General features: G+C 67.8%; 10 protein-coding genes. All 10 read right to left on the reverse strand.

Features of this window, described 5'->3' with window-relative positions; all coding sequences use genetic code 11:
• Window positions 1-12: 12 nt before the first annotated feature.
• Window positions 13-1185, reverse strand: coding sequence for a cell division protein FtsZ (gene ftsZ / locus L5G32_RS10880; protein ID WP_237011058.1), 1173 nt, complete (start codon window positions 1183-1185; stop codon window positions 13-15).
• Between the two features lie 261 nt (window positions 1186-1446).
• A complete protein-coding gene (locus L5G32_RS10885) occupies window positions 1447-2169 on the reverse strand; it encodes a cell division protein FtsQ/DivIB (RefSeq protein ID WP_237011059.1) in 723 nt (240 codons plus the stop codon).
• A complete protein-coding gene (gene murC / locus L5G32_RS10890) occupies window positions 2166-3641 on the reverse strand; it encodes a UDP-N-acetylmuramate--L-alanine ligase (RefSeq protein ID WP_237011060.1) in 1476 nt (491 codons plus the stop codon). Before murC ends, L5G32_RS10885 begins: the two co-directional genes overlap by 4 nt.
• Window positions 3638-4807, reverse strand: a complete 1170-nt coding sequence (gene murG, locus L5G32_RS10895) for an undecaprenyldiphospho-muramoylpentapeptide beta-N-acetylglucosaminyltransferase (protein WP_237017904.1) — start codon at window positions 4805-4807, stop codon at window positions 3638-3640. Before murG ends, murC begins: the two co-directional genes overlap by 4 nt.
• The gene (ftsW, locus tag L5G32_RS10900; protein ID WP_372491684.1) at window positions 4774-6630 is read right to left on the reverse strand and encodes a putative lipid II flippase FtsW; all 1857 of its coding nucleotides are present in this window, start codon (window positions 6628-6630) and stop codon (window positions 4774-4776) included. The genes murG and ftsW overlap by 34 nt, the downstream gene beginning before the upstream one ends.
• Window positions 6627-8159: a UDP-N-acetylmuramoyl-L-alanine--D-glutamate ligase gene (gene murD / locus L5G32_RS10905; RefSeq protein ID WP_237011062.1), complete on the reverse strand. Its 1533-nt coding sequence runs from the start codon at window positions 8157-8159 to the stop codon at window positions 6627-6629. Before murD ends, ftsW begins: the two co-directional genes overlap by 4 nt.
• Window positions 8149-9237 carry a phospho-N-acetylmuramoyl-pentapeptide-transferase gene (gene mraY / locus L5G32_RS10910; RefSeq protein WP_237011063.1) on the reverse strand — a complete coding sequence of 363 codons (1089 nt, stop codon included), beginning with the start codon at window positions 9235-9237 and terminating at the stop codon, window positions 8149-8151. Before mraY ends, murD begins: the two co-directional genes overlap by 11 nt.
• 97 nt (window positions 9238-9334) lie before the next feature.
• Window positions 9335-9850: a UDP-N-acetylmuramoyl-tripeptide--D-alanyl-D-alanine ligase gene (locus L5G32_RS10915; protein ID WP_237011064.1), complete on the reverse strand. Its 516-nt coding sequence runs from the start codon at window positions 9848-9850 to the stop codon at window positions 9335-9337.
• Entirely contained in the window at window positions 9847-11433 is a 1587-nt protein-coding gene (locus L5G32_RS10920; RefSeq protein WP_237011239.1) for a UDP-N-acetylmuramoyl-L-alanyl-D-glutamate--2,6-diaminopimelate ligase, read from the reverse strand. Before L5G32_RS10920 ends, L5G32_RS10915 begins: the two co-directional genes overlap by 4 nt.
• Before the next feature lie 169 nt (window positions 11434-11602).
• Window positions 11603-13489 (reverse strand): peptidoglycan D,D-transpeptidase FtsI family protein, encoded by a 1887-nt coding sequence (locus tag L5G32_RS10925; protein WP_372491685.1) that lies wholly within the window; start codon window positions 13487-13489, stop codon window positions 11603-11605.
• Window positions 13490-13503: the final 14 nt, after the last annotated feature.

Genomic DNA, 13503 nt, shown 5'->3' on the forward strand with positions numbered 1-13503 from the left:
TCATCGTTCCTTCTACTTCATGAAGTCGGGCACGTCGACGTCGTCATCGTCGAACCGGAGTGAATTGCGGCGCGGAGCCTGCTCGCCGAACGGATTCCCGGACTGCTCCCGGTCTCCGCCGAACAGCGGGTCCTCCTTGGGCGCCGACTGCGGAGCCTCGCCTGCGCTCGCGTTCGCGACCGAACCCGAGCCACGTGACGGTGCAGCGGCCGCGGGCACATCGGAGCGCTTGCGCTGCGAGGCGCTGTCGAAGCCTGCGGCGATGACGGTCACGCGCACCTCGTCGCCGAGGTTGTCGTCGATCACGGTGCCGAAGATGATGTTGGCGTCCTCGTGTGCAGCCTCCTGTACTTGCGATGCAGCGTCGTTGATCTCGAACAGACCGAGGTCGCTGCCGCCCGCGATGGAGATCAGGACGCCGTGTGCGCCTTCCATGGAGGCTTCGAGCAGCGGCGAGTTGATCGCGGCCTGGGCGGCCTTGCTGGCGCGACCTTCACCGCGAGACGCACCGATGCCCATGAGCGCACTGCCCGCGTCGCTCATGACGCCCTTGACGTCGGCGAAGTCGACGTTGATGAGACCCGGTGTCGTGATGAGGTCGGTGATGCCCTGAACACCGTTGAGGAGCACCTCGTCGGCACTGCGGAACGCGTCCATCAGAGACAGCTGCGAGTCCCCGAGCTGAAGTAGTCGATCGTTCGGGATGACGATCAGTGTGTCGCAGGATTCGCGGAGGGCGGTGATGCCCGCGTCGGCCTGGTTGCCGCGACGCTTGCCCTCGAACGAGAACGGTCGGGTGACGACGCCGACGGTCAACGCGCCGAGCTTGCGGGCGATCGATGCGACGACTGGAGCACCGCCGGTGCCCGTTCCGCCGCCCTCGCCCGCGGTCACGAAGACCATGTCGGCGCCCTTGAGGAGCTCCTCGATCTCGTCGCGCGCGTCCTCGGCAGCGACGCGACCCACGTCGGGGTTGGCGCCTGCGCCCAGCCCGCGCGTCGAGTCACGGCCGATGTCGAGCTTGACGTCGGCGTCGGAGATCAGCAAGGCCTGCGCGTCGGTGTTGATCGCGATGAACTCAACACCTTTGAGACCCTGCTCGATCATCCGGTTCACGGCGTTGACACCGCCGCCGCCGATGCCGACGACCTTGATGACGGCCAGGTAATTGTGGGGTGGCGTCATGATGCCTTCCTACTTCGAGCTCAAACCCTAAAGCTGAACCAAAGGGTTATAGTTATGTCAAGTACTTGCGATGTGCCTAACGGTATTGACTACCTCGCGCCGCACCCCGCAAGGCGTCTGGGCGTGTCGCGATTCGTCGGTGAATTCTTCCCCTAGCGGAGTCTTCCCCGGCGAAGTCTTCCCTGGCGAAGTCGTCACAGCGCAGCCGGGAGCCAGCGCGGCCGAGCCCGCCCAGCGGACGCTGTATTCGAGCCTCGGCGATTATTTGATCGCAGGGAAGTCCGGACTCGAGACGTTGAGTTCGTCGCCCTTGAGCTTCAGAATCTGGCGGAGCGCATCTGCTTTCTCGGCGGTCTGCGACGAATCGCCCCACACCGCATGGCGGCCGCTCTTGAGTTCCACGGTGATGTCGGCCGGCGAAGACGCCTCGATAGAGGTCGTGCGACTCCGCAGCCAGTCGGGCAGTTCCTGCGCGACCGCCAGTACCGCTTTCGTGGTCGGATCCTTCGGTCCCGGGTGGCCGGTCACCACCGTCGGCAGCCCGACGAACGGCGCCGGAAGGGACTTCCGGTCTGGGAAGCTCCGATAGACCATGCCGAGGCGGTCCATGACCCCGATCTTTCCGTCCTGCTCCAGCGTGACGACGGGAACCCGTTCGGTCACGTCGATCGTGAGGGTCGACGGGTAACTCCGCTCGACCGTCACCTCTTCGATCTCGGGGAGCACTGCGACGCGGTCGGCGACGGCGACGGTGTCCACCTGAAGCAACGGCGTACCGGTCGGCGCCTGCGCGGCCCGCCGGATCTCGTTCGCGTCGACGACCTTCGCGCCGACGACGTCGACGTTGCGCACGGACATGAGCGGTGTGTAATAGGCGATCGCCACGGCTGCTCCGACGAGCAGAACCGCCAGGAGCGCGGTGACGATCACCGTTGCACGGCTGGGACGTCGACCGTTCTCGCCGCGCCCGCGGCGACGGCTCATTCGCTCGCGGCCAGCGCCGACAGAATCGACGCAGCCTGCATCGTGATGTCGCCCGCACCGATCGTCAAGACGAGGTCACCTCGCCGGGCGCGTGCGGCGACGGCTCCGGCGATCTCAGACATGTGCGGCACGAACTCTGCGGGGGCCGTCACCTGGTCGGCGATCAGAAGTCCGCTGACGCCGGGCTGCGGGGCCTCTCGCGCGCCGTACACGTCGGCGACGATCACTTCGTCCGCGAGGCTGAGTGCGGCGGCGAATTCGGATGCGAACTCGGCGGTCCGCGAGTACAGGTGCGGCTGGAATACAGCGATCACCCGGCCGGAACCGTGATGGACCACATCGCGCGCGGCCTGCAGCACCGCACGGACCTCGGTCGGATGGTGCGCGTAGTCGTCGAACACATCCACTTCACGCTCGCGACCGCGCAGCTCGAACCGTCGGTGAACCCCGCCGAAGCCCTCGATTCCGTCGGCGACGGCATCGGCGTCGACTCCGGTGCGCACGCACCCGACGAGTGCGCCAAGTGCGTTGAGCGCCATGTGCCTGCCCGGGAGAGTCACCTCCAAGGAACGTTCGACGACGTCCTCGGTGACCGGTGCGTGCAATCGGACCGCCGACGTGCTGCCCGCCCCGCGCGGCGTCACCTCGAGGAGTTCGGCGACGAGCGGAACGTCGGGCGCGAGATCGGCGTGGTCGCCGCCGCCGTAGCCGAGCACGGCCACGCCCCGCTCGGTCAGCGAAGCACTGCAGCGCCCGCCGAGCGCGGCCGATCCCGGATCGTCCAGGCACAGGACGAGCGTGCCGCCGGGCCGTATCTGCGCGACGAACTGGTCGAAGACGTCGACGTAGGCGGCCTCGGTCCCGAAGAAGTCCAGGTGGTCGACTTCGATGTTGGTGACGACGACGACGTCGGGGGTGTACTGCAGGAGTGAGCCGTCGCTCTCGTCGGCTTCGGCCACGAACACGTCGCCGCTTCCGTGGTGCGCATTGGTCCCCGACTCGTTGAGCTCACCGCCGACGGCGAACGACGGGTCGACGCCGCAGTGCTGCAGCGCGACGACGGACATTGACGTCGTCGACGTCTTGCCGTGTGTCCCGGACACCAGCAGGGTCCGGTAGTCGGCCATCAACAACGCGAGGACCTGCGGTCGATAGAGGATCTCGATGCCCCGGTCGCGTGCTTCGACGAGTTCGGGATTGTCTTTCGGGATCGCAGCGTGGGTCGTGACGACGACCGTCGGACCGCCGTCGAGCAGGTCGAGAGCCGTCGGGTCGTGGCCGACCTGGACCAGGGCTCCCCTGGTCCGCAGTGCCAGGATGCCGCGCGAGTCCTTGGCGTCCGAGCCCGACACCTGTCCGCCACGGGCGAGGAGGATCCGAGCGAGACCGGACATGCCCGCTCCCCCGATACCGACCATGTGCACGCGGGCGAGTTGCGCTGGCAGCTGCTGTGGTGTTGCGGGCGCGGTCATCGGGTTCTTCTCTCTCGTGCCAGTTCCAGTGCAGCGGTCGCGACGGCGACCGCCGCGTCGCGATGCCCCACACCTGCCGCTGCCGTCCCCATGGCGGCCAGCCGGTCGGAGTCGGTGATCAACGCCGGGATCTCGCGTCCGGCCCACTCGGCGGTGACGACCTCGTCGTCGACGATCACCGCGCCGCCCGCTTGTTCGACGGGCAGCGCGTTGAGTCGCTGCTCACCGTTGCCGTGCGGCAGCGGAACGTAGACGGCTGGCAGCCCGGTCGCCGAGATCTCGGCGACTGTCATCGCTCCGGACCGGCACATCACCAGATCGGCTGCCGCGTAGGCGAGATCCATCCGGTTGAGGTAGCTGACGCCGACGTACGGCGGCGCTCCTGCAGGCGAGACGGGGCTGATCGAGTTCTTCGGTCCATACGCGTGCAGCACCCCGATGCCCGCCGCGCCGAGGGCCGTCGCAGCCGGTGCGACGGCCTCGTTGAGTCGCTGGGCCCCTTGCGAGCCGCCGAACACCAACAGGGTCGGCGCGTTCTGATCGAGGCCGAAGAACGATCGCGCCTGCGCGCGCACCGCAGCGCGGTCGAGGGTGGTGATCGCGCCACGCACCGGGATGCCGACGACGTCGGCGTCAGGAAGTCCACTGTCGGCGACAGCGGCGAGCACTCGGTCGGCGACCTTCGCGCCGACTTTGTTCGCGATTCCTGCGCTGGCGTTCGCCTCGTGAATGACGACGGGACGGCGACCCGACTTGCGCAGTTCCGCGCGTGCGGCGAGGTATGCGGGCAATGCGACGTACCCGCCGAAACCGATCACGACATCGGCGTCGACCTCTGCGAAGACCTTGCGTGTCGCGGCCACCGATCTGGCGACGCGCCACGGGGTCTTCGCCAATTCCATGCCGGGCTTGCGCGGCAACGGCACGGGCGGGATCAGTCGCAGGTCGTAGCCGCGTTCCGGAACGATCTTGGTCTCGAGGCCTCGGACAGTGCCCAGTGCCGTGATGCGCGCCGCCGGATCGAGTTGCCGGACAGCGTCGGCGACTGCGAGTGCCGGCTCGATGTGGCCCGCTGTTCCGCCCCCTGCCACCACGACGGACAACGGCCTGTCGCCGGACTCACTGTGCTTGCTCACCGGCGCCTGTACTCCCGTCCGTTCGGCCATTCGGGTCGCGGACGACCCCTGTTCCCTCGACTCGGCGGCGACCAGGACTGGTCGCGCCGGACTGATTCCGGCCGCGGTCGGCGCGACTGCCGAGCCGACCCGCCTCGCCCGCCAGGATAGTGGATCTCTCCGGACGAGACCGAGCCCGTCCGTCGCGGCGCCGCCGACGTGGGCCGCGGACGGCGAGCGCGTGCGGGAGCGGGACGTCGTCCGTCGCTCTGCGTCGACCGCCTGCGCTCGAGGCGGTCGCGGAGCTGGTCGGCCCGCGGCGGACGGTACATCTCGGGAACAGGCAGGCGTAGGACACGAGCGAGCCCGCGTGGCCGGGCCGCGCTCAGTGCGCGAACGGCGTCTGGTTCATGGCGGGCCGCCGTCGCGAGGAGCCCGAGCATCGCCAACATCGTCAACATCGAGGTGCCGCCGTTCGACAGGATCGGCAACTGGATTCCCGTGACCGGCAGCAGGCCGATGACGTAACCGATGTTGATGAACGCCTGCACGAGGAACAACACGGTGATCGTTGCCGAGAGCAGTCGCAGGAACGGGTCGATGGAGCGTCGTGCGATGCGCATGCCGACCCAGCCGAGCAGAATGAAGAGCCCGACGACGGTCAACGCCCCGATGAGGCCGAGTTCCTCGCCGATGATCGCGAAGATGAAGTCGTTGTGCGCGTTCGGAAGATAGTTCCATTTCGCGGTGCTGCGTCCGAGTCCGACCCCGAACACGCCGCCGTTCGCGAGCGCATATTGCGCTTGCGTGGCTTGATAGCCGTCGCCCAACGGGTCGTTGGTGCGACCGATGAAGCTGAACACGCGGGCCGCACGGTAACTCGACGACAATGCTAGGGCGACGGCGATCACGACGAAGCCGATCGCGAAGCCGCCGAACACCCGTCCGGAGAGGCCAGCGAACCACAGGAGTGCGCCGATGATGAGCGCGATGATCATGGTCGTCGACTGGTTCGGCTCGAGGATGATGAGCGCACAGATCAGGACGCCGACGGGCACGAGCGGCAGCAGCAGTTCCTTGCCGAACGTTCCGACGCTTCGCCGCGACGCCAGCAGGTGTGCACCCCACACGCACAGTGCGACCTTGACGAGTTCGGACGGCTGCACCGACAGGCCTGCGATGGAGAACCAACGGCGCGCACCGTTGACGGTGACACCGATGCCAGGCACCAGGACCAAGACCAGCAGGAGTGTCGCCACCATGATGCCGACGGTCGCGAACCGTCGAAAGAATCGGATCGGGACTTTCAGAGTTCCGTAGAACAGGAGCAGACCCAACGCGGCGAAGATCGCCTGCGTGGTGACCATGCCGTAGGCGGATCCGTCCTTGGCGTACCCCTCCACCGACGATGCGGACAGGACCATGATGAGGCCGAGGACGGTCAGGATCACGGTCAGCGACAGCACCATGTGGAACGACGTCAACGGTTTGCCGAGGAGTGTCTTCACACCGTCACGCAGGGTTGTCACGACGCCTCTGACGTCCACCGATGACATCGAGAAGTTCAGGCTGCGCGCCGCCTGCGGAGCCGCGGCGCGAGCGCCAGGATTCTCGCGGCGCCGACGACGTGGCCGCGGACGCTCGTCGTCGGGCGAGTCTTCGGGCACGCCGTCGGTGTCGGCACTGTCGGCAGAGGTCCCGTCCGAGGTGTTCCCAACCGTGCCAGTCGAGTCGTCCCCGCCGACATCGCCCTCGTCGGTCGCGTCCCCGTCGGTATCCCTGTCTGCATCCAGGTCGACGTCGACGAACTCGTCGACGTCGGCTACGTCGTCGCTCGTGCTCCGACGTCGGGCTCCGGCCTTCCGCGCGCTCATGCGAGCCGCGCGTCGGCGAGGGCTGCGGACGCTGCGGCGAACGAATCGCCCCGCGCCCCGTAACTCGCGAACATGTCCAGCGATGCGGCTGCAGGCGCCAGGAGCACCGCGTCCACTCCGCCGCGTTCACCACGAGCGTCTGCCTCTGCCAACTGCCAGGCAGCCGAGACCGCCTGTGCCATCACCGCGTCGGCGCCGTCCGCACCGGTCGCCGTGATGGCGGGAGTGTCGTCACCAGTCCGCTGAGTCATCACCGAACCATCGTCCCTTGTGAATACTGTGACTGCTGGGACTTCTGGGGCGTGTCGCGCAATCGCTTCCAGAATCGTCTCCCGATCTGCGCCGATTGCGATCACACCGGCCAGCCGCTGTGTGTTCCGGGTGATCAGATCGTCGACGGCGGCCCCCTTCAGGAGTCCGCCCGCGATCAAGACGACCCGGTCGAATGCGGCGACCGCGGCCTGCGCGGCATGCGGATTGGTGGCCTTGGAGTCGTCGACGAATGAGACGCCGTCGATGACGCCGACGACCTGCCCGCGGTGAGCGCCCGGCGAGAAGCCCGCGAGTCCGCGTTCCACAGCGTCGGCCGACACGCCAGCGGCGCGCATGAGGGCCGCGGCGGCGAGAGCGTCTGCGCGACCGGACGGGCCGGACGGGCGAACACGGTCGGCAGCGATCAGGGGCACCGGCGCACCTGCGAACGCCCGGTCCACGAGGGTTCCCTCGATCACTCCGAGCTCCCCCGACGCCGGTGCGCCCAGGGTGAAGCCGATGCGTCGAGCACCGTCGCCGACCGGCAGTTCGGACGCGACCTCGTCGTCGAGGCCGACGATCGCGACGGCACCCAGGAGCGCTTGCTGCTTGGCCTGCGCATACGCCTCGAACGAGCCGTGCCAGTCCAGGTGGTCGGGCGCCACGTTCAGCACGACGCCTGCAGCGGGACGAACGGACGGGGCCCAGTGCAGTTGGAACGATGACATCTCCACGCACAACACGTCGGCACGCGGGGCTGCGCGCAACGCGTCCACCACGGTCAGACCGATGTTTCCGCAGGCCACGATCGGCAGGCTCGCGGCTTCGCCGATCGCTTCCGCCATCGACGTGGTGGTGGTCTTGCCGTTGGTACCGGTGATCACGAGCCATGTGCGCGGCGGGCCGTACACGCCGGAACGGTCGACTCGCCAGGCGAGTTCGACGTCGCCCCACACTGGGATCCCGGCAGCGGCCGACGCTTCCAGAAGCGGGTCGTCCGGCCGGAATCCCGGTGAGACGACGATCAGATCGACGTCCGACGGTGCGCGGACCGATCCGTCGGGACCGGCGAACGCGTCCGGCCCCAGCATGGCGACATCGCGGGCCTGCAGATCCGGATCGACCCAGCCCTCGATGAACTTGGTGTCGAGCATCGTCACTGTCGCACCCTGCTCGAGCAGCAGGTCCAGCACTGACAGCCCGGTGGCGCGGGCCCCGGCGACGAGGACACGTGCGCCGCCGAGCGCGAGCGGAACGCTCGACACGTCAGCTGCCATGCGAGATGTACTCGCTGTAGAACAGGGTCAGGCCGAGAGCGCAGGCGATGGCGGTCAACAACCAGAATCTGATGATGACCGTGGTCTCCGCCCATCCGCCCAACTCGAAGTGGTGGTGGAACGGCGCCATCCGGAACACGCGCTTTCCGGTGGTCTGGAAGAACGCGATCTGGACGACGACCGAGACGATTTCGGCGACGAACAACGCACCGAGGACGACGGCCAGGAGTTCGGTCTTGGTGGTGATCGACAGACCGGCGACGAGGCCGCCGAGCGCCAGCGATCCGGTGTCGCCCATGAAGATCTTGGCGGGGGCTGCGTTCCACCAGAGGAATCCGAGGCACGCGCCGCCTGCGGCGACGGCGACGACGGCGAGGTCGAGCGGGTCACGGACCTGGTAGCAACCGGCCTTGTCGTCGTTCGCGCCGAGCAGTTCACACGACTGACGGAACTGCCAGAAGGTGATCAGCACGTACGCCCCCATCACCATCGCCGCGGATCCGGCCGCGAGACCGTCGAGTCCGTCCGTGAAGTTCACCGCGTTCGACCACGCGGCGACGACGATCCAGCAGAAGAACACGAAGCCGACCGCCGACAGCGAGATGACGTTGATGTCGCGCACGTACGACAGGTGCTCGCTGGCCGGAGTGAGTTCGGCTCCGTTGCGGAACTGCAGGAGCAATACGCCGAAGATGATCGCAGCGAGGAACTGGCCGACTGATTTGGCCGTCTTGTTCAGCCCGAGGTTCCGCTGCTTGCGGATCTTGATGAAGTCGTCGAGGAAGCCGACGATGCCGAGAGCCGTCGCCAGACCGAGGACGAGGAGACCCGACGCGCTCGGTCCCGAGCCGTCTTGGATGATTCCGACGAGGTGCGCGCCCAGGTAGCCGAGCCACAGTGCGGCCACGATCGCCACGCCGCCCATCGACGGCGTACCGCGCTTGGCCTGGTGACTCTGCGGTCCTTCGACACGGATCTCCTGGCCGAATCCTTGGCGGGAGAACACCTTGATCAACACCGGGGTGAGCAGAATCGACACCGCCAGCGAGATCACACCCGCGATCAGAATCTGGGTCACAGCTGGAAGTCCTCACTCGTCGAGAGAAGTTGAATTCTGAATCTATCGTGAGGACGACCGCCCGGGGTGCATCGGGTGACCCGCCGCGCGTCGAAGATCACAGTTCCACGATCCTGACCTGCAGACCGACGTCGTCACGCCAATAGTCGATGAGAGCGGGCGCGAGATCTGCTGGTCCCGCGATGACGACGACGTCGCCCGGTCCGGGCGTATAGCCGGGTTCGGTCCGCATGTGGTCGATCGCGGCGGCAGGCGTCGCGACGAACGCCGCTTCGTCGCCCCAGGAGCCTTCCATGACCGCGCCTTGGTGCAGTGCACGGACGATCCGAGTGGTTCCGACCGCGATGATCTTGTCAACGGCCACGCGAACCGCCTGACGGCCAAGTCCGTCGTGAGCGAGTGCACGCGCATTGTCGTCGAGCCCGTCACCGTCCGCGAGTTCGCCGAACACCGCCCAGGTTCGTCGGCCCGTCTCCGCCTGCGACGCAGCCCGATGCCCGCTCCCCGCACCGGACTCCGCGGCCACGGCAACCATCTCTCGCACGAGCCGTTTGGCGGCGCCGACGTCGGCCCCCGGTTCTGCGATCAACACGTTCAACGGTTCGCCGCTCACGCCTGGTTCCTCTCGTCCGGTGCCTCACCTGTGTCTGACAGCCGTGTGTCCAGAGCGTCGGCGAGAACCAGTCGGTCATCGAACGGGTGCTTCACCCCCGCGATCTCCTGGCCGGTCTCATGACCTTTGCCTGCGATGAGGACGACGTCACCGGGCTGCGCCCATTCGACCGCCGCGGCGATGGCGGCCCGGCGGTCGCCGATCTCGCGCACGTCGATGGCGCGCCGGACGTCGCCTGGTGTCTGGTCTGCGCCTGCGATGACTGCGGCTCGGATCGCGGCGGGATCCTCGCTGCGCGGGTTGTCGTCGGTGACGATCAGCAGGTCGGCGCCACGCACCGCGGCCTGGCCCATCAGCGGACGCTTCTCGGTGTCCCGATCGCCGCCTGCTCCGATGACCACGCCGATCCGGCCGGACGACTGCGCGCCGAGCGTCGCGAGGACCGCGTCCACTGCGGCGGGCTTGTGGGCGTAGTCGACGACGGCGAGGAAGTCCTGCCCCCGCTCGACCTTCTCGACGCGTCCGGGCACAGCGACCGTCGTCAGTCCAGCGATCGCCCGCTCGACGTCCGCACCGGCTTCGGCGACGACAGCGAGCGCGACGAGTGCGTTGGCGACGTTGTACGCGCCGGGAAGCGGAAGGACGACGTCGCGTTCGACGCCTGCCGGGTCGACGGCGCGGATCTGCTGGGTGCCCTGCCCCGTCTGCGTCGTCTCCAGGACCCGCCATCCGTCGTCGCCTGCAGCGGTGTCGGCGGTGGAGACGGTGATGACGCGGCGGCCGCCAGCCGCGGCGACGGTGGCCATCTGCGAGCCCCAGACGTCGTCGACGCAGATCACCGACCGTTCGGCGTGTGCCGCGGAGTCCGCGGCGAACAGCCGTGCCTTGGCCGCGAAGTAGTCGTCCATCGTGTGATGGAAGTCGAGGTGGTCCTGCGAGAGGTTCGTGAACGCACCGACCGCGAACCGGCAGCCGTCGACGCGGCCGAGAGAGAGTGCGTGACTGGACACCTCCATCACGACGGCGTCGGCGCCGCGCTCGCGCATCACCGCGAGGAGCCGTTGCAGATCGGGAGCCTCGGGCGTGGTCAGTTCGCTGGGGATCGGCTCGCCGTCGAGTCGTGACCCCGTGGTCCCGACGATGCCGACGCTGGCTCCGGTCGCTCGCAGTGCGGCCTCCGCGAGGTATGAGGTCGTGGTCTTGCCCGAGGTCCCGGTGATTCCGATGAGGGTCAGCGACGTCGACGGATCGCCGTACACGCGGGAGGAGACCGCGCCGAGCACCGCACGCGGATCCGCGTGCACGAGCACCGGCAGACCGGCTCCTCGCTCACTGGCGCGCACGATGTCCAGGCCTGCCTGGTCGGTGAGCACCGCGACCGCACCGGCCTCGACGGCCTGATCGACGAACTCGGCTCCGTGCCGACGCTGCCCTGGCATGGCGGCGAACAGGTCTCCCGGTCCGCAGCTCTGGGCCCGCAGCGTGGCGCCCGAGACCTGCACGGCGTCCGCGCTGCCGTCGACGACGATGCCCGCGACGTCGGCGAGTTCGGTGACGCTCACCGGCTCGGTCGCCGGTCGCATCTGAACCGCCTGCGGATCGTGTTGTGCGCTCACTGCGCAACCCCTCTCGTAACATCGCCGGTCTGGGACCCGTCCGTCGTCACGACGCTTTCGCCCGACCTCTGGTTCCCGCCGTGGCTCGTACGTCCACCGCGTGTCGGTAGACGAATCTACCGTGACTCTCGACCGTTCAGGACTGCAGGCGCAGGCGCGGCGCGGGCTGCGGCGAATACGGGACTCGTTCGTGCTGCAGGAGCCACTTGCCGATCGTGCCGAACAGCGGAGCCGCGCTCTGTCCGCCGCCGCCGTCCGAACTGCGGACCGGGTTGTCCATCATGATTCCGACCACGTACCGGGGATCGTCGGCAGGCATGATGCCCGCGAAGGTGATGTTGTAACTCGACCGCGAGTAGCAGTTGCACTTGGGATCGACCTGCTGTGCAGTGCCGGTCTTGCCAGACGTCTGATATCCGGCGATCGCTCCCGACGCACCGGTGCCCTGCTGTGGTCCGCCCTCATCGTCCTGCATCACCGCGCGAAACATGTCGCGCACGGTGTGCGCGGTCTTCGGCGACACCACTTGTACGGACTCGGGTGCGTCGCCGCCCTCGATGATCCGCGGGGGGATCCGGACCCCGTCGTTCGCGATCGCCTGATACATGGACGTCATCTGCAGCAGAGTCATCGACAGGCCCTGACCGATCGGCAGGTTGGCGAACGACCCGCCTGACCACTGGCTGAGCGCAGGCACCGCGCCGGGGCTCTCACCGGGCAGTCCTACACCGGTCGTCGCGCCGAGCCCGAACTTGCCGAGCATGTCGGCGAACCTGCGTTCGCCGACCCGCTGCGCCAGCATCAGAGTGCCGACGTTCGAGGATTTTCCGAAGATGCCGGTAGTCGTGTACGGCGCGGTTCCGTGCGGCCACGCGTCGTTGACGGTGATCCCGGACATCCGGATCGACCCGGGCACCTGCAGCACCTCGTCGGGATTGGTCACCCCGTACTCGATGGCAGCGGCCGCGGTGACTACCTTGTTGACCGATCCGGGCTCGAATGGTGAGGTCACCGACCGGTTTCCGCGGTCGGCGTCGCCCTGCTCGTCTGCGGGCAGCGACGGATTGAATGTGCTGTCGTTGGCCATCGCCACCACCTGTCCGGTGTGACTGTCCAGAACCACTGCCGAGACGTTGTTTGCGCCCGACGCCTTCTTCGCCATGTTGACCTGAGTCTGGACGAACCACTGAGCGTCGGAGTCGATGGTCAGGCGCACGGTCTTGCCGTCGATCGCCGGATGCACGTTGCGGCTGCTGCCGGGGATCACTGCGCCGTCCGCGCCCTGATCGAATGTCTCGGTGCCGTCGGTGCCTGCCAGTACCGACTCCATCGACGATTCGAGACCTTCGGCGCCGTTCCCGTCGTAGTTGACGTCGCCGACGATGTTCGCGGCGAGCGACCCGCCCGGGTAGACACGGATGCTCTGCGGATCGGCGCCGACCTCGGGGAACTCGTCCATGATCCCGCTGGCGATCTCCGGCGTTATCGAACGCGCCAGATACACGAAGTCTTTGTCGGACGTCAGCTTCGACCAGAGGTCCTCGGTGCTGATGCTGCCGCCGAGGGCAGACGACACGCCTGCGGCGATCTCCTTGAGTCGGGTGTCGACGTCGGGAAGGCTCGGGTCCTTCTCGTGCTCGTCGGCGATCGACTTGCGGACCGACTTCGGCAGGAACGTGAGTGCGCGCGCGTCGTCGGTGTGGGCGAGGAGTCGGCCTTCGCTGTCGACGATCGAACCGCGTGTCGCGGGCAGCACCGACGTGACCGTTCGCTGTTGCGCGGCCTCGGCCGAGATCGAGTCGGCCGCGATGACGTGGACGTACACCATTCGGCCTGCGACGAGTGCGCACGCGAGAGCGACGACGATCCACAGCATCCGTTGTCTGCCGATGAAGCGCTTGGACGGCGCAGTGTCGAGTTCGGCGATCCGGTCGTCGGCAGGCTGCGGAGCCTCGGGCGCACCGGCCGTCGATCGAATGCCCGGCCGAGAGCCCGGCGGGCGGACAGATCGAGATCGGGTCATGATCGTCGATTCTC

It is taken from the genome of Gordonia zhenghanii, from assembly GCF_021738965.1.
In the GTDB taxonomy this organism is placed as follows: domain Bacteria; phylum Actinomycetota; class Actinomycetes; order Mycobacteriales; family Mycobacteriaceae; genus Gordonia; species Gordonia zhenghanii.